Source organism: Coleofasciculus sp. F4-SAH-05, assembly GCF_040222985.1.
GTDB classification, from domain to species: domain Bacteria; phylum Cyanobacteriota; class Cyanobacteriia; order Cyanobacteriales; family Coleofasciculaceae; genus Coleofasciculus; species Coleofasciculus chthonoplastes.
Window position 1 is genome coordinate 26,208 of the sequence record NZ_JAVKBY010000004.1, and the last position, 16,874, is coordinate 43,081.

The 16,874-nt window shown below is 46.8% G+C and carries 13 protein-coding genes and 1 tRNA gene; 7 read left to right on the forward strand and 7 right to left on the reverse strand.

Annotated elements, in window-relative coordinates:
• Positions 1–154: 154 nt before the first annotated feature.
• Complete coding sequence (locus RIG27_RS00310) at positions 155–646, reverse strand: pentapeptide repeat-containing protein (RefSeq protein ID WP_446341358.1); 492 nt, start codon at positions 644–646, stop codon at positions 155–157.
• Positions 647–1,118: 472 nt separating this feature from the next.
• Here RIG27_RS00310 and RIG27_RS00315 point away from each other — a divergent pair, with 472 nt between their 5' ends.
• Positions 1,119–1,880, forward strand: a complete 762-nt coding sequence (locus RIG27_RS00315; RefSeq protein ID WP_446341360.1) for an HAD family hydrolase — start codon at positions 1,119–1,121, stop codon at positions 1,878–1,880.
• A 302-nt stretch (positions 1,881–2,182) separates the two neighbouring features.
• Positions 2,183–2,914, forward strand: coding sequence for a RadC family protein (gene radC / locus RIG27_RS00320; RefSeq protein ID WP_446341362.1), 732 nt, complete (start codon positions 2,183–2,185; stop codon positions 2,912–2,914).
• Between the two features lie 65 nt (positions 2,915–2,979).
• Here radC and RIG27_RS00325 read toward each other — a convergent pair.
• Positions 2,980–3,053, reverse strand: a tRNA-Pro gene (locus RIG27_RS00325).
• A 71-nt stretch (positions 3,054–3,124) separates the two neighbouring features.
• Between RIG27_RS00325 and lipA the strand changes: the two genes are divergently transcribed.
• On the forward strand, positions 3,125–4,003 hold the full coding sequence (gene lipA, locus RIG27_RS00330) for a lipoyl synthase (protein ID WP_446341364.1): 879 nt from the start codon (positions 3,125–3,127) through the stop codon (positions 4,001–4,003).
• A 243-nt stretch (positions 4,004–4,246) separates the two neighbouring features.
• Here the strand turns inward: lipA and RIG27_RS00335 are convergent, their stop codons facing one another.
• Both RIG27_RS00335 and RIG27_RS00340 read right to left on the reverse strand, forming a co-directional pair.
• Positions 4,247–4,543 (reverse strand): DUF3593 domain-containing protein, encoded by a 297-nt coding sequence (locus tag RIG27_RS00335; RefSeq protein ID WP_044204340.1) that lies wholly within the window; start codon positions 4,541–4,543, stop codon positions 4,247–4,249.
• A gap of 72 nt (positions 4,544–4,615) precedes the next feature.
• Positions 4,616–4,969 carry a DUF2499 domain-containing protein gene (locus RIG27_RS00340; RefSeq protein ID WP_446341366.1) on the reverse strand — a complete coding sequence of 118 codons (354 nt, stop codon included), beginning with the start codon at positions 4,967–4,969 and terminating at the stop codon, positions 4,616–4,618.
• Between the two features lie 215 nt (positions 4,970–5,184).
• Here RIG27_RS00340 and RIG27_RS00345 point away from each other — a divergent pair, with 215 nt between their 5' ends.
• The 4 genes from RIG27_RS00345 (at position 5,185) to RIG27_RS00360 (ending at position 11,821) form a co-directional block, all read left to right on the forward strand.
• Positions 5,185–6,702 carry a DEAD/DEAH box helicase family protein gene (locus RIG27_RS00345; RefSeq protein ID WP_446341368.1) on the forward strand — a complete coding sequence of 506 codons (1,518 nt, stop codon included), beginning with the start codon at positions 5,185–5,187 and terminating at the stop codon, positions 6,700–6,702.
• 336 nt (positions 6,703–7,038) lie between these two features.
• Positions 7,039–8,361 carry a glycoside hydrolase family 3 N-terminal domain-containing protein gene (locus RIG27_RS00350; RefSeq protein ID WP_446341370.1) on the forward strand — a complete coding sequence of 441 codons (1,323 nt, stop codon included), beginning with the start codon at positions 7,039–7,041 and terminating at the stop codon, positions 8,359–8,361.
• Between the two features lie 123 nt (positions 8,362–8,484).
• Positions 8,485–9,951, forward strand: a complete 1,467-nt coding sequence (locus RIG27_RS00355; protein WP_446341372.1) for an MFS transporter — start codon at positions 8,485–8,487, stop codon at positions 9,949–9,951.
• On the forward strand, positions 9,944–11,821 hold the full coding sequence (locus RIG27_RS00360) for a hypothetical protein (protein WP_446341374.1): 1,878 nt from the start codon (positions 9,944–9,946) through the stop codon (positions 11,819–11,821). The genes RIG27_RS00355 and RIG27_RS00360 overlap by 8 nt, the downstream gene beginning before the upstream one ends.
• A 166-nt stretch (positions 11,822–11,987) precedes the next feature.
• On the opposite strand, the gene RIG27_RS00365 is transcribed toward RIG27_RS00360, so the two are convergent.
• The 3 genes from RIG27_RS00365 to RIG27_RS00375 form a co-directional block, all read right to left on the reverse strand.
• Positions 11,988–13,388 (reverse strand): family 2B encapsulin nanocompartment shell protein, encoded by a 1,401-nt coding sequence (locus tag RIG27_RS00365; RefSeq protein ID WP_446341376.1) that lies wholly within the window; start codon positions 13,386–13,388, stop codon positions 11,988–11,990.
• Between the two features lie 833 nt (positions 13,389–14,221).
• The gene (locus RIG27_RS00370) at positions 14,222–15,631 is read right to left on the reverse strand and encodes a family 2B encapsulin nanocompartment shell protein (protein WP_446341378.1); all 1,410 of its coding nucleotides are present in this window, start codon (positions 15,629–15,631) and stop codon (positions 14,222–14,224) included.
• A gap of 656 nt (positions 15,632–16,287) precedes the next feature.
• Positions 16,288–16,491: a helix-turn-helix domain-containing protein gene (locus RIG27_RS00375; protein WP_446341380.1), complete on the reverse strand. Its 204-nt coding sequence runs from the start codon at positions 16,489–16,491 to the stop codon at positions 16,288–16,290.
• Between the last annotated feature and the right edge of the window lie 383 nt (positions 16,492–16,874).

The following is a 16,874-nucleotide window of genomic DNA, read 5'->3' on the forward strand; positions in this document are numbered from 1 at the left end:
ATTCATCATTTATGGCAAGTTTACCCAGTAATTAACCCTGTATTTTGCTGGAAAATAAGCGAGTACCATGAACAAAACATCCAGCTTATTGAATGCCTTTAATCTCCTGAAAAAAATCCTCAATTCCCTCATCACCCATCTCCGTACACAGACATTAAGAACAACCAAGAGAATCGCTTGTGGTTACGCCAGTTTTAAAATTAATCCCTGAAGCCTGCTGACATAAGTGTTTCAGTTGTGCGCCGTCCAAGAGAGCATCAGTGAAGTCAGCCCCCATGATTAATGTATTATCAAATACTGATCCAAGTAAGAGAGTTTCGACTAAAATCACATCACTTAAATCTGCACCCGTCAAATCTGCCTGATCTAACATGCCATAGCTTAAATCCGCACCGTGCAAATTGGCATGAGTCATCACCGAACCACTAAAAATAGCACCTCGCAAGTCAGCATAGGCAAAATTACTTAACTGTAAATTGGCATTAGCAAATTCAGCCGTCTGTAAATTTTGACCGGAAAAGTCTTTGCCTGTGAGTTGGGCGTGACTGTAGGATAAGGGAGGCGGATAGTCAGCCGCTTGAGCAGATAGAGGATGAACGAATAGAGCGATCGCGACTAGGAATGCTATCAGTTGCCGAAAAATCATCTCAAATGCCTGATTGACCTTAATGCTTGTCCCCTATTAAATCTGATTGGTGTTAAGTCGGTCAAATTCAGACGGTGGAGGTAGCAGACGTGCAAGACTTATGTAGTGGCGTGACACAGCTAAAATGGTGGCATAGATTGTAGGTTGGGTTGACGACAGGAAACGCAACAGGATATAGGGCTAAAGCCCTTACTACAAGCCGAATCTAATCTATCAAATAAGGTGTGCCACCCCAGTAGGTTAACGTAGAAGACCTAGGTAGATCAGCGCAGAATACCTAGATAGATTAGCGCAGAAGACTTAGTCATCCCTTGCTCGGATACGCTGATCCCCCCCTGAAAAGTCGGGGGATTTTAGGTTGTTTTTCCGCCTCTTTTCCCAGAACAAGGTTGTGCTCGTTTCCAAAAGCCGCTTGCGTGTTTACATCTTATGTCGGTATAGTTGCTGACATCAGACATAAGACATCAGACCAATGACCAAACTTGGAGCATTAATCTTTGACGTTGATGGGACATTAGCCAATACCGAACAAGAGGGACACCGCGTAGCATTTAACCGCGCCTTTGCCGAAGCTGGATATGATTGGAATTGGTCTGTTTCCCTCTATGGTGAATTACTCGCGGTTGCTGGTGGGAAAGAACGTATCCGCTATTATTTGAACCAATATCGCCCCGATTTCCAACCTCCTGGCAATTTCGACGAGTTCATTGCTAATCTGCACCGGGCAAAAACTCAACATTATCGCCAACTGATCGCCACGGGATCTATCCCCCTACGCCTTGGTGTGCAACGATTGATTAAAGGGGCGCGATCGCAAGGAATTCGGTTAGCGATCGCCACCACTACCGCCCCTACTAATGTAACTGCCCTTTTGCAGCATACCCTAGGGCATGAGAGTCCGGCGTGGTTTGACGCGATCGCGGCGGGTGATATCGTCCCCGCCAAAAAACCCGCCCCCGATATTTACAACTATGTACTGCGGCAAATGGATTTTCCACCCCAAGACTGTTTAGCGATCGAAGATTCTGATCAGGGTTTAATTGCGGCTACACAAGCAGGTATCACCACACTAATTACAGTCAACAATTATACAAAAGACCAAGATTTTACCCAGGCAGTACTCGTGTTAAATCATCTCGGAGAACCCGATCAACCCTTTAGCGTTCTCGCCGGAGATGCTGGAGATAACCAATATGTTGATATAGAACTCCTGAATCATCTCCATCACCGTTAGGGTGTCCCTTGCTGTCACCACAGTTAACGGTGACAAGACTACAATTAATAGTGGGTCAGACGCTACATTTCCTCTTCCCCAATCGCCAATCACCTAACTTTACAAATCTGAGTCCAAAATTCTATTATTATAGCAATAATATCTCAGCCATGATATCATGTCTCTCTAGACAGTGATTCTTGACTTTTACCGTACCAGCTTAGTTCTTACCTTGGAGTCATTTGCCCTCGGTAGTACCAACGTGTAACTATTCAACCGAACCTGATAATGACCGGCTTGTCCCGCAGTGATAGGGTAGCGTTATGACCTATAGCCTTAGAATTGCCGATATTCCTGCTAGCGAACGTCCACGCGAACGATTAATGGCGATCGGTGCCAAAAATTTGGCGACAGCGGAACTGATTGCTATTTTACTTGCCACAGGTCAGGGGAAAGGTAAACTTTCGGCAGTCGGTTTAGGACAATATATTTTGCAGCAATTAAGTCAAGATGAGCGTGATCCTATGGCGGTATTGCGAGATATCTCCCCTCAAGAGTTAATGCGTATCCATGGCGTCGGACCAGCCAAAGCCGCCACGATGCTAGCCGCCATTGAACTGGGAAAACGCACCTTTCAGTCTCGCCCCACAGAAGGCACTATAATTGATAGTCCCATGGCGGCGGCGGCGGCTTTCAGTCATGAGTTAATGTGGCAAACTCAGGAACGTTTTGCTGTGTTGCTGTTGGATGTGAAAAATCACTTATTGGGGATTAAACTCATCTCAGTTGGTACAGCAACGGAAACATTAGCCTGTCCTCGCGAGATTTTACAAGCCGTCTTGCGCCATGGGGCGACACGGTTTATTATCGGGCATAGTCATCCAACGGGTAGTGTTGAACCTTCTGAGAAAGACATTTTCTTGACCAAACAGCTTTTGCAGGGGGCGCTGCTAATCGAAACACCTTTAGTGGACCACCTGATTTTGGGAAATGGCAATCACCAGAGTCTACATCACACCACTTCATTATGGAAGGAATATCCCCAAGATATTTAGGGTCTGCTGAATATTTCTAGCTAAAAGCTTAAATCGACGCCACCCATCACTTAATTATCTCAAAATCGGGATGACAGGATTTGAACCTGCGACCCCCTCGTCCCGAACGAGGTGCGCTACCAAGCTGCGCTACATCCCGTAATATCTCATCCATACTACCACAGACTTGTTAGGATTAACACTGGTACTTTCGTGGGAGCATGTTCAGGAGTGGTCGTTAAACCTGAATGGTTAAGAGTCAAAGCACCGCAATGGCAGCGTGTAGGCAACGTTAAGGATATTTTACGGGATTTGGCACTGAATACTGTCTGTGAGGAAGCCTCTTGTCCCAATATCGGTGAGTGCTTCAATGCTGGCACTGCTACCTTTTTAATTATGGGACCTGCCTGTACCCGTGCTTGTCCTTATTGTGATATTGATTTCGAGAAGAAACCCAAACCCCTTGATCCTACAGAACCTACCCGATTAGCGGAAGCAGTAGGGCGACTGAAACTTCAGCATGTGGTGATTACTTCGGTTAATCGGGATGATTTACCTGATGGGGGTGCTTCTCAATTTGTCCACTGCATTGAAGCGATTCGCGCTATCTCGCCTCAAACCACCATCGAAGTATTAATTCCTGATTTGTGTGGCAATTGGGATGCCCTAGCCACCATTCTCCAAGCTAAACCCGAAGTCCTCAACCATAATACCGAAACCATCCCCCGACTCTATCGACGAGTACGCCCTCAAGGAGATTATCCGCGATCGCTGGAACTTCTCCAACGTACCCATGAACTCGCCCCCTGGATTTACACCAAATCTGGCATCATGGTGGGATTAGGTGAAACAGATGCCGAAGTGCGCCAAGTTATGCAGGATATGCGAGCCGTCAATTGTGATATTCTCACCATTGGGCAATATCTTCAACCGAGTCAAAAGCATTTAGGTGTGACTGAGTTTATCACCCCAGAACAGTTTGATACTTGGCGAGAGTTTGGCGAATCTATCGGCTTTTTACAAGTTGTCTCCTCCCCCCTCACCCGCAGTTCATATCATGCTGGAGAGGTGAGATCATTAATGCAGCGCTATCCCCGACAAGCGTTGTAGGGTGTGGGGTGTGGGGTGTAGGGTGTAGGGTGTAGGGTGTGGGGTGTAGGGTGTGGGGTGTAGGGTGTGGGGTTTGGGGTGTGGGGTGTGGGGTGTAGGGTGTGGGGTGTAGGGTGTAGGGTGTAGGGTTTGGGGTGTGGGGTGTAGGGTGTAGGGTTTGGGGTGTAGGGTGTAGGGTGTAGGGTGTAGGGTGTAGGGTGTAGGGTGTAGGGTGTAGGGTGTAGGGTGTGGGGAACAATTAGGTTAAGACGAGGAACGCTTGTGTTGAATAATCGCTTGGCGAAAACCTAAAACGACCAAAATATTAGATAGGGTTAAAAAAAACTCAGCACTCCCATGCAACCAATCAACATTGGCTAATTGTTCCCCAAAGGCAACCTTGGCATAAATTCCCGCCGGAATCGTCACTCCCACAAACACCAACAGCGCATAAAATCCAATCAGTGCTAACCTTGGGGTTTGTCCGGAACGAGTTAGAAACCACAAAAAACCCAGGTAAGGGAATAAGGAAACCGCAAATAAAGTATCTTTGGAAATCATCACATTATCGATTAACGTAGGGGCGCATAGACGTGCGCCCTTGTTCATTACTCCTCTGAATGAGTATTTTGGCTAAACAACATCAGCGGGCGTTTTAGATTTTTCCGATTCGCGGCTATCACTCTGATCAGCTTTTCGCGAACAGCGCCAAATCCACCAAGCGGCGGCACAAAGGGTAATATTTCCTAATACCGTCATCGAGGCTTGCAGGGTAACTAACCAATCCAAGGATTCAGGATTGTCAAAAAAGTGCCAGGTACAAGCACACATCGCACCGACTAAGGCAGGAAACATGGCACAAGATAATGCCCACCAGTAACGATTGCCTGTAATGTCACCATAACTCCAGATTAACCAGATAGCGGCAATCCATTCGATAACGCTAGAGACGTGAATGAGCCACGTTGGAACTGAAAGGGCATGCATAGAGAAAGTTTACTTGACGCGATCGCACAACCTCAATCATTTTAACCCCCAGTGTCGCTCTTTTGCCCATTCCATTATGGATAGAGAGAATCACGATGCTTAAAGATGTAGCTGGCTATGCCTGGAACAGTATGCAGATAGCCGTGCGATCGCGTCCTCGACTCTGGCACTATACAATGACACAATGACGAAGGGGATTACTACATAATAAACGAATGGCGCGTACCCCAAAATTAACCTTTGACCGGGGAACTCTACTCCTCCATCCACCCCCACGGGGTAAGGCGTGGGTGGATTATGCGACATGGGATGATCGGGTGGAAAAGTTTCGGATTCCAGGGATGCACTATCGTCCCCTGGTGGAAGTGCTGCAAGCCTCTGAGGTTGATTTTATTGATGATGCGAAGGAATTTATTCCTTTGGAGTTGGTTTCTAGCTTTGAGATGGAACCTTATCCTCATCAACAGGAAGCCTTATTAGCCTGGAAATTAGCAGGGCGTCGCGGGGTGGTGGTATTACCTACCGCCGCCGGAAAAACCTATCTGGCTCAACTGGCGATGCAATCGACGCCTCGCAGTACGTTAATTGTTGTACCCACCTTGGATTTAATGCATCAATGGTACGCCCAGTTAGAAGCCGCGTTTCCGGATGTAGAGGTAGGATTATTAGGGGGAGGTTCGCGCGATCGCACACCAATCTTGATCTCCACTTACGATAGCGCCACAATCCACGCCGAATACCTGGGAAATCAATACGGGTTGTTAATTTTTGACGAATGTCACCACCTACCCACCGACTTTTATCGGGCAATTGCTGAATACGCGATCGCACCCTACCGACTCGGACTTACGGCTACCCCGGAACGTACTGATGGGCGTCATAATGACCTAGATGGCTTAATCGGTCAACAGGTCTATCGCAAAAGCCCCGATGACTTGGCTGGGTTAGCCTTGGCAGAACATAAGGTGGTGCAGATTAAAGTTAAACTATCACACCAAGAGCGCGATCGCTACGATGCTTGTCTGAAACTGCGGAATGATTTTTTAAGAGAGTCAAATATTTACTTAAGCAGTTTAGACGGATGGCAACGGTTTGTGCAAGCTAGTGCGGGTTCTCAACAAGGGCGTCGCGCTATGTTAGCGCATCGGGAATCTAAGGAAATTGCTTTAGGAACGGAAGGGAAATTACGAGTATTAGCCGATTTAGTCGCGAAACATTATCCGGAACGGATCTTGGTATTCACAAATGATAATGCCACAGTTTATCGGATTTCCCAAGAATTGCTGATTCCTGCGATTACCCACCACACTCCTGTCAAAGAACGTCACGAGATTCTCCAACGATTTCGCGAGGGAGACTATAAAATTTTGGTCGCCTCCCATGTTTTAAATGAAGGCGTTGATGTTCCTGATGCACGAGTGGCGATTATTTTATCGGGAACAGGTTCAGAACGGGAATATGTGCAGCGATTAGGGCGAGTGTTACGCAAGGGAACGGATCAGAATAAGTTGGCAATATTGTATGAAGTCGTTGCGGAAAATACCAGTGAAGAAGGTACTTCTCAACGGCGACGCGGTTCCAGTGGAAAAGGCAAAGCTAAACCCAAACCTAAACCTAAGGAAGTGGAAAAGCCGAAGCATCGACAGTTGGAAATTTTACCCTCTCAACCTTACGAAGTGAAACCTTCTCAGTCGCCGAAAGCTGCCGAGTCTCCGGGTAAGTATGACGTATGATAGAGGTTTGTCGTTGCGCTTTAGTGCTAAAAATATTCCCATCGCCTACTATAAGTTCCATTCAGATTAAGTCCGTTTTTAACGCAGAGGGACGCAGAGGTTAGCGCAGAGGTTCGCAGAGGGAGTTTTAGGAAAAAATTTAACCTTTTATAGGATTTGAGAAATAACTGGAAACGATATAAGTACCTGGACATAAATTCTGTACCCTATACTAAGAAACCTTAAGAAGGTTCAAACTCTTACTGTTGCCTGTTGCCTAATCTCAACCGTTAACTTTAATGAAAGTCCGACTACTTACTTTACTATGTTCTGTTCCTTTAACTATGAGGAATAATTGTGTTTATTAAACTTTTGATAAAAATCGTAAAACTGGGTTTTGCTGTCAGTTTAGTGTTTCCCGCAGTTTATTTTAGAACGCCATGGCTGGCAAGTTTAAGGGATTGGGCATTTGGTTTGGTGTTTATCCTCAGTTTAGGATTAATCGTTTCGGAAATTTCAGGCTGGACGAGAAATTCAAGCCAAAGACACGTTATTCTCAGCGTTTTGATTTTAGCGATCGCGTCATTCAGTTTTTCTTTGGCGGTGACGACGGAAGTTAAATTCCAGTTGACTAAACAAGCGATTCTCAATCGAGAAGCAAGCCAACTGGAAACTCTGGGTCAGCATTTTATCGTGGGTTATCGTAATCTTGAGGAGGTAAAAACTCTGGTTGAAAAAGGCGCGATCGCGGGTGTCTTTATCACTAGACGAAATATCCAGAATAAAACCCCAGACGACATTAATAGAGAAATCCAATCGTTACAAGCCATTCGCGCCAATCAGGGGTTATCACCCTTGTGGATAGCCACGGATCAAGAAGGCGGTATTGTCTCGCGATTATCTCCGCCTTTAACTCAATTACCCCCCTTATCATCAATTATTAAAGATGAAAAAGATATCGATAGCGCCAAAGAAGACGTTATCCGCTATGCTAGTATTCAGGGCAAAGAGTTGTCGGAGATTGGTATTAATTTAAACTTTGCCCCAGTCGTGGATTTAAATTATGGGATTATCAGTTCTGAAGATAAGTATTCTAAAATTTATCTGAGAGCCATATCCGCCGATAAAGATATTGTCGCTAAAGTAGCATTATGGTATTGCCAAACCTTAGCTGACTATGGCGTAATCTGTACCATTAAACATTTCCCTGGATTGGGACGAGTGGATACGGATACCCATCTTGAGGATGCTCAATTGAAAACGTCGGTAGCGGAATTAACCCAAGCAGACTGGATGCCGTTCCGGGAAGTTATGAGTAAAACAAACGCCTTTACGATGTTGGGACACGCTCAATTACTTGCCGTTGATCCTGACCATCCTGTATCGTTTTCTCAACAAGTTGTTACAGACATTATTAGAGACAAATGGCAGCATAATGGCATTCTGATTACAGATGATTTTAGTATGCATGCGGTTTATGGCAGTCGAGATGGGTTAGAGGCGGCTACGGTAAAAGCCATTAACGCTGGAGTTGATTTAATTTTGATGGCTTACGATACAGATTTGTATTACAACGCGATGAATGCTTTGCTTCAGGCTGAATCGGCTAATCGTTTAAATATTACCGTTCTGAAAAGTAGTAATACAAGACTCAAGCAAGCTATCAAACAACTATTATGAATAGTGAATAAATAGGAAGCCGTGAGGCGTGAATCAATAACAAATGGCAACATTTTCCTGACATGATTCGTCAAACTGAATAAGTTGTGTTAAATTTACCTGTTTAAGCAAGAAAAAACGGCAATGAGTCATCCCGCTCCATCAGAGTCTTCAGTTCCACCAAAACCAGCCCAACCGGAAAAACTTAATCTTGCCACGAAAATGGCTTACGGGGCGGGTGATATGGGGGCGGGGATTACAGCTACCCTGTTGGCGTTCTCCTTTCTAATTTTCCTCACCAATGTAGCTGGATTAAGTCCAGGGTTAGCCAGTACGGTGCTGTTAATCGGCAAAATCTGGGATGCGATTAATGATCCCATTGTTGGAGTATTAAGCGATCGCACTCGGTTCCGTTGGGGGCGACGCCATACCTGGATGATCCTATCCGGTATTCCCTTTGGCGTGTTCTTTTTCCTGCAATGGGTTGTACCCCCTATCAATCAGTCGGCGTTGTTTTGGTATTACGTGATTGTCAGTATTTTATTCAATATGGCGTTTACAGGCGTCAATTTGCCCTATACCGCATTGACGCCAGAACTGACTCAAGATTACAACGAACGTACCAGCTTGAATAGTTTTCGCTTTGCCTTCTCCATTGGCGGGAGTATTCTATCCCTAGCCCTGGGTCAATTTATCTTCCGAGTTATTCCTAATGATCAAGAAAAATATCTAGTCTTGGGACTCATCTGTACAGTTCTATCTGTTCTACCCGCCTATTGGTGCGTGTGGGGAACCACAGATCCAACGGCGGCGGGGGAACGGCGTTCACATGAAACGGTGGAGGAGAGTAATGAAACGGAAATCCCTTTTTTAGAACAGCTAAAAATTGCCTTTAGCAATCGCCCTTTTCTCTATGTAATTGGGATTTATCTGTTTTCTTGGTTAGCCTTTCAGTTAACAGCGGCGATTATTCCCTATTATTTGGTTAACTGGATGGGTCAAGAGTCCTATTTTACCGCCGCCTTAGTGGTTCAATCTGTAGCATTATTGATGCTGTTTGTCTGGAATTGGGTCAGTCAGCGCGTCGGTAAACGGGCAGTTTATTTTATGGGAATGAGTGTCTGGATTGTCGGTCAAGGCGGACTATTCTTTTTACCACGGGATCAGGTTGGTTTAATGTATCTCCTCTTTGTCATGGCAGGGTTTGGTATTGCTATTGCCTATCTCATCCCTTGGTCAATGTTACCCGATGTGATTGAATTGGATGAACTGAATACGGGTCAACGGCGCGAGGGAATTTTCTATTCGTTTATGGTACTCCTGCAAAAGATAGGATTAGCCTTGGGGTTGTTTCTCGTGGGACAAGCGCTGGATTTGGCGGGGTTTTTGACTAGTGAACCGGGTCAACCGATACCCGAACAACCGGCTTCAGCGCTGCTGGCGATTCGGTTAGTTGTTGGTCCATTGCCTACCGTGTTCTTACTTTGTGGATTAATTTTGGCATACTTCTATCCCATCACTCGCGAAATTCATGCAGAAATTCTGTTACAGCTTCAGGAACGCAAGTCGGGTACTGATACTTCTGCTGACGAAGGTTCGGAATTTGAATGACACTGCGACTAAAATTGGTAACCGTTATAAACTGCAAAACGCTTTAACCCAACCCAGAGAAATAGGATTAACCTTTCATATTTTATTTTGGTTCAGTTTAAGCTTAATCATCACCGCAATTTACAGTGGGTTAGCACTGCGAGAAGCATTTAGTCATCCCTATATCGTTCAAGATGATGCCCGTCAGCATATTTTTTGGATGCAACGGTTCATTGATGGCGGATTATTTCCCCATGACTTAATTGCCGATTATTTCCAATCCGTTGCCCCTGTGGGATACAGTACGATTTACCGCATCGCCGCCGCTGTAGGCATCCATCCCTTTCTCTTCAACAAACTCTTACCGCCAATTCTCGGCGCGATCGCGACAGGGTACTGTTTTTGCATATCCCTACAACTCCTACCCGTACCTGCGGCTGGCTTTATCACCACAGTACTACTCAATCAAAGTCTTTGGATGAAAGATGATCTAATCTCAGCCACCCCCAGAGCCTTTGTTTACCCCCTATTCATCGCCTTCTTATACTACTTACTACGCCAATCTCTACTACCTTGCCTAACCACAATCATCCTATTATCTCTATTCTATCCCCAATACCTATTAATTTGTGCCGCCCTATTCACCCTGCAACTCCTCACCAAAAAAAACTCACTTATACGAACCTCTGCGCCCCTCCGCGCTTACCTCTGCGCCCCTCTGCGTTTCCAAAAAACCGTCAATCTACACCCCCATTCCCTATCCACAATCGGTCTAATCATAGCCCTAATCGCCATTTCCGCCTACGCCCTCATTCCCGGAAAATTCGATCCAGTCATCACCGCCACTCAAGCCAAACAATTACCAGAATTTTGGGGAAATGGGCGCAGTTATTTTTTCAGTAATAACCCCTGGTATTTCTTTTTTCTCAGTCCCCGCAGTGGCTTATTAGACGTAGGCTTCGTTAGACCTGCAACTTTAGCCTTAGGCATACTATTACCCATTCTATGCCGATATCCCAACTCATTTCCCCTAGTTAAATCTATTTCCCCTCAGATCCGAGTATTAGCTCAAGTTTTTTGTGCCTCTCTATTAATATTCATCACTGCCCATCTGCTACTATTTAACCTGCATCTTCCCAGTCGTTATACAGAACATAGCTTTCGTATTCTTTTATCCGTATCAGCCGGGATGGTTTTAACAATCACGCTGGATGCTATTTTGAGAACAGATTGCCATCCGGCAAAACTTAAAACTCTCATCCTTTGTCAGGGTAGGTTTAGTGACAGCAGGGCGAAAAGAAACGATAATGGAGAAACCCGCCCCTACTCAAAACTCAAAATTTACCACTACCTAACCATTAGCTTCATCACAGTAGCATTACTTTTCTATCCCTACTTAGTGAAACCCTTTCCGTTAACCAAATACAAAGACGGTAATTTTCCTGCTTTGTATCAATTCTTTCAGCAACAACCGAAAGATAGTTTAATTGCCTCGGTATCAGAAGAGGCAGATAATCTACCCACCTTTGCCCAACGATCTATTTTAGTCGGGCGGGAATATGCGATTCCTTATCATTGGGGGTATTATCGTCAATTTCGCCAACGCACAATTGACTTAATTAAAGCCCAGTACAGTGCTGATTTAGAGGAAGTGAAACAGTTTATCCAACTTTATGGAGTAGATTTTTGGCTATTAGAGAATACTGCCTTCACGCCAGAGTATCTAGCCAATCATGATTGGCTGCGAGACTATCAACCTGTCACGTTAGAGGCGCAAAAGAGGCTAACTCAGGGAATCACTCCAGCATTAGCTGGGGTAATTGAGGATTGTTCAGTATTTCAGATGGAAAAATTTGTCGTGTTAAAAACCACTTGTATAAATCAATTGTAGGGGCGGGTTTTACTACTATCTTTTCGGTTGCACCCAAATGCGACTAAACCCGCCCTTGCTCAGGAAAGGGCGACTCCCAGACGTGCCATGGCACGTCTCTACATTGCTCCCTGCAGCAGACCCTAGACTAAGGCAGGCATAGTTTTATGATCATCAATGCCTTCCCTCAGCGCCCGATTTCCACCTCTTCAAGGATGCCCAGCGCGTCAGGGACGAGAACGGCTGCGGAATAGTAGGCGCTGATTAGATAAGACATAATCGCCTTTTCGTTGATACCCATGAACCGGACAGACAAGCTGGGTTGGTATTCATCGGGGATACCCGTTTGGTGTAACCCAACCACCCCGTCATTCTCCTCACCGATGCGGAGTGCCAGGATAGAGCTAGTACCAGCTTTCGTAATCGGAATCTTGTTGCAGGGAAAGATGGGAACGCTGCGCCAACCGAAGATCATCTGCCCGTTTACCTCAACACTCTGGGGATAAATGCCACGGTGGTTACATTCCCGACCAAAGGCAGCAATGGTGCGGGGGTGAGCCAGGAAGAACTTCGTCTTCTTCCGCAGAGAGAGGAGTTCATCCATGTCATTTGGGGCAGGTGGACCGGTGCGGGTAAAAATGCGCTCCTTGAGATCCGCATTGTGCAATAACCCGAATTCGCGGTTATTAATCACTTCGTATTCCTGCCGTTCCCGCAACGCCTCAATCGTCAGCCGTAACTGTTGCTCAACCTGATTTATGGGTTCATTGTACAGATCAGCCACTCGCGTGTTGACCCGCAAAATGGTTTGAGCCACACTCAACTCATACTCGCGCGGTGTTAAGTCGTAATCCACAAACGTCCCTGGTAGCAGGGTTTCCACCGGATGTCCCGCTGACATAGCGATCGCGGCTTGACCGTGCTTGTCCTGGGGCTGTCTCAACCTGTCTCTAAATTGATCGACCTGAGCTTGGAGCGCCTCGGACTGGTTGAGTAACTCTCGAAATGCCTGAATCGGCAGGGATAATACTGTACAGCTCGTTACTGCCCGTAGGGTGACATGCCAACTGTCCTGGGACTCAACCAGAGCTTGACCCCCAAAATAGTCACCGTCGGCGAGTATATCTCGTAAAGCCTCTTCCTCATATTTTCCCGGTATCATCTTGTTGACTTTACCGTGAGCAATGAGTAACACGCGATCGGCAGGTTGACCCGCCTGAACAATCACGTCACCTGCGGCAAACTCTTGTTGCACAAATCCGTCAGCTAAGGCATTTAACACCTCAACATCGTCAAACCCGCGCAGTAAGGGTAGCTCACATAGGGATTCGGGAATCACCCGCACTTCGGTTCCCGTATTAGTAAAGCTGACTCGTCCATCCCCGACGGTATAGCGCAACCGACGGTTCACCCGATAAGTACCCCCCTTGATCTGCACCCAGGGCAACATCTTTAACAGCCACCGTGGGGTGATGCCTTGCATCTGCGGCACGGTTTTGGTCGTGGTTGCCAAATTCCGGGCGGCGGCTGTATTCAAACTCATCTGCGGCTGTTCACTCTCAACCTGCAAATTGGCGGCATCTGTCATAAAAACTCCTTCGCTGTGGGAAACCCTGTGTCTAAAGACCAGGGAGGAACACGCGGTAGCGGTTTTAACCGCATACTTTTTTAGGGGGTGGAGGGGTATGGTTGCCCCTCCAATTGTCTCCCATTTCTGGGGTAAAGTTAGCCTCGCCAATGTTATCAGTCGGTAACTATCCAAAAAGCACTGTTTCAGTGACCTTAAAACTGTTTAACTTTTTGGTTCTAGAGCAGTAGACTGGCTATCGCATCTACTGGTAGGTCTTTAACACTTGCCGATAACGTAGTGCGCTTAGCACTTAGGCTGGTAAGCACAGCTTTAACTTACTTGGCTAAAGCTCCGTGTCCCTTCGCTTCGCTCGAGGGCAAGCTTTAGACCGGGGTTGCTTACAACTTAATACTCCATACTGCTCGTAACTCACAAAAAGACCTAAGACCAAAGAAGGGCGGGTTGAATGTAGGGGCGGGTTTTACTACTATCATTGGCGGGTTGCACCCAGATATGAATAAACCCGCCCCGACTTGCTCCTTAATTAGTAGTAGGGTGGGCACTGCCCACCAGGGGTGTCAACTTAAGCCACAACCCTTGCCCCTTCTAATTTTCAGCGATGGGGTTCCTGCTCCCTCGGCTGATAGCGATCGCCACCGGAAAAGGGCGGGTTTAGTCAAGTTATCAGTTGTTGCCATAAGTTATCTGTAAAACCCGCCCCTACATTCCCTACATCCCCTGCTCTCCTGAAGGGCGGGTTTTACTACTATCTTTTTGCACCCAGATATGAATAAACCCGCCCCGACTTGCCCCTTAATTAGTCCTCGGTAGACAGCGTTCTCACCTTCTTCCTAACGACCGATTTCAACATCTTCAAGGATGCCTAGTGCGTCGGGGACGAGGACGGCGGTGGAGTAGTAGGCACTGATTAGGTAGGAGATGATCGCCTTTTCGTTGATGCCCATGAACCGGACAGACAGACTGGGTTGGTATTCGTCGGGGATACCGGTTTTGTGGAGACCGATGACACCTTGGTTAGCTTCTCCCACACGCATCAACATGAAGGAGCTAGTCCGGGTATTGGAGATGGGAATCTTGTTGCTGGGAAAGATGGGGATGCCACGCCAAGCGGGTACTGAGCTGTTGCCCATGGGGACAGTGTTGGGATAGAGTCCCATACGGTTGCACTCCCGACCAAAGGCTGCGATCGCGCGGGGGTGGGCGAGGAAGAAGCTCGGCTCTTTCCAGACAATGGAGATTAGTTCATCCAGATCATCTGGGGTGGGTGGACCACTACGGGTAAAGATGCGCTGTTTCAGGTCTGCATTGTGCAGCAACCCAAAGTCGCGGTTATTAATCAGTTCATGTTCCTGCTGTTCCCGCAATGTCTCAATCGTCAGCCGCAATTGCTGCTCAGTCTGATTCATCGGTTCGTTGTACAAGTCAGACACTCGCGAGTTGACCCGCAACACCGTTTGAGCCAAGCTCAACTCATACTCACGGGGAGCGGCTTCATAATCCACGAAGGTTCCGGGCAAGGGGGTTTCACTCTGATGTCCTGCAGATAAATCGATCAAGGCTTCCCCTTCGGCGCTCTGGGGTTTGCTCAGGCTAGCGCGGTATTGATCAACCTGAGCCTGCAAGGTTTCAGATTGGCTAACCAACTGCCGAAACGCCTCTTCCGGTAGTGACAAAACAATACAGCGAGTAACGGCTTGTAGGCTAACGTCCCAAGTATCTTCCGACTGCACAACGGCTTGATCCCCAAAATGGTCGCCGTCAGCCAGCACCCCTAAGACGACTTCATCACCATATTTTCCAGATCCAATCACGTTCACTTTACCATGGGCAATCAGGATGACCTGGTCTGCCGATTGACCCGCCTGAATGATCACATCACCGGCGGCAAATTCTTGCTGCACAAATCGGTCTGCCAAAGCTGTCAACACATCGTCATCGTCGAACCCCCGCAGCAACGGCAGTTCACACAGTTCTTGGGGAATCACGCGGATATCAGCCCCAACGTTGGTGAAGGTAACGCGCCCATCGCCAACGGTATAGGTAAACCGACGGTTCACCCGATAGGCACCACCGACGACTTGTATCCAGGGCAGCATTTTCAACAACCACCGTGACGAAATGCCCTGCATCTGGGGCTTGGTTTTGGTGGTGGTTGCCAAATTCCGGGCAGCGGCTGTGTTTAAGGTTAGCTGCGGTTGATTATTTTGATTGTCTAGGGGCGTATTCGCTGCATCTGTCATGATGACTCTCCTTTGGTTAATGTTAGTTAATGTTTGTTAACAAAGACATCCTTGGAAGTACGAGCTTGGTTACCAAGCCCCTACGGTTCCGGCTTCATCCTGGCGGTGACGACACCTTCCGCTCTACAGAACTTAGACAATCTTGGACATACCTAGATTGAAGTCTGTTTCCTGCTTCATCGACTCCCACTGCCCACAGGCTGTAACGAGCGAGTCTCCACAAGCTACCACCGTCGAGCTGACGGCAGGGGTATAGTGTTCCAGATTGACCAAGGCGTTGAAATCTTGGTCTTTTTTCATACCACAGCACGAACAAGAAAATGTGCGAATGTGCAATGGCATCTGCTGTTGGTGGGAGTATTCAGAACACAACTGACTGAGCTGAAACTGATGTACCAATCCTGAGCCAGTTTACTTATAGTGACATTTTTTACAGTAACACTTGGCGGTATTTCATGACAAGTTATCCAGCCAATTCGAGGTAAGTTTATCCGATTTCCACTAATTTTGATGCCGCCTTCTAAGTAGAAGCTGTCCTTGTTTCCCTTCTTTTTGAATTTGGGTTTCTGGGACACCTTTGACACCAACCATCGCTGTAATGCCGTGGCTAGATGTCGCAGCGCTTGTTGAGGGCTACAGGGGGAAACCTCATCGTACTAAGGGTTTACAGATTTCACCTCTGCGAGTAAACGCTGATGGAGGTCAATCGCCGTTGGGAGTTTTTCTTTATTGTCTAACGCTGTAAGACATAAGGAAAGTCCCCAGTTCCAAGCATGACGTGCCGTGCCTGCGTGTTTAGCTAACAAGGTTGCCTGCTTGTTATTGGGCTTGAGTTTGGTTTTAAAGCTGACTTGCGGCATCTTTCAACGGCTCTACTGTTTGCTTGTTTTTCTGTGACCAAGACTCATAGAATCTGGCAGAAAATACAGTAATTATCTCGAAAACATCTGATTGGTCTGAGCTAGATCCTCGCGCATAACCGATGGTTTTTCTGCTTCCTTGTCTAATTTTGTAGACCATTGTCTAATTACAGCCCTTCATTTTTACCCCCTGTATCTAAACCCGTAATTTCGCCAAATTAGCTTTTGGTTCCTTAGGACTTACGCTTTTTTGACGGCACAGGCGCTACCTGTAGGGGCACCGCAAATCCGTGCCCCAACCAAAAATGGCGGTTGTGCGTAAGTCCTGTTTGTTACATAGAGCTAAAAAGCAAAGCAGACGTGCCAAACCCAGTGGGAAGTCT

Bases quoted from the DNA above. Each gene is read 5' to 3' on its own strand.
- RIG27_RS00310 (WP_446341358.1), bottom strand. From the start codon at position 646: ATGATTTTTCGGCAACTGATAGCATTCCTAGTCGCGATCGCTCTATTC.
- RIG27_RS00315 (WP_446341360.1), top strand. From the start codon at position 1,119: ATGACCAAACTTGGAGCATTAATCTTTGACGTTGATGGGACATTAGCC.
- radC (WP_446341362.1), top strand. From the start codon at position 2,183: ATGACCTATAGCCTTAGAATTGCCGATATTCCTGCTAGCGAACGTCCA.
- RIG27_RS00335 (WP_044204340.1), bottom strand. From the start codon at position 4,543: ATGATTTCCAAAGATACTTTATTTGCGGTTTCCTTATTCCCTTACCTG.
- RIG27_RS00340 (WP_446341366.1), bottom strand. From the start codon at position 4,969: ATGCATGCCCTTTCAGTTCCAACGTGGCTCATTCACGTCTCTAGCGTT.
- RIG27_RS00345 (WP_446341368.1), top strand. From the start codon at position 5,185: ATGGCGCGTACCCCAAAATTAACCTTTGACCGGGGAACTCTACTCCTC.
- RIG27_RS00355 (WP_446341372.1), top strand. From the start codon at position 8,485: ATGAGTCATCCCGCTCCATCAGAGTCTTCAGTTCCACCAAAACCAGCC.
- RIG27_RS00365 (WP_446341376.1), bottom strand. From the start codon at position 13,388: ATGACAGATGCCGCCAATTTGCAGGTTGAGAGTGAACAGCCGCAGATG.
- RIG27_RS00370 (WP_446341378.1), bottom strand. From the start codon at position 15,631: ATGACAGATGCAGCGAATACGCCCCTAGACAATCAAAATAATCAACCG.
- RIG27_RS00375 (WP_446341380.1), bottom strand. From the start codon at position 16,491: ATGCCGCAAGTCAGCTTTAAAACCAAACTCAAGCCCAATAACAAGCAG.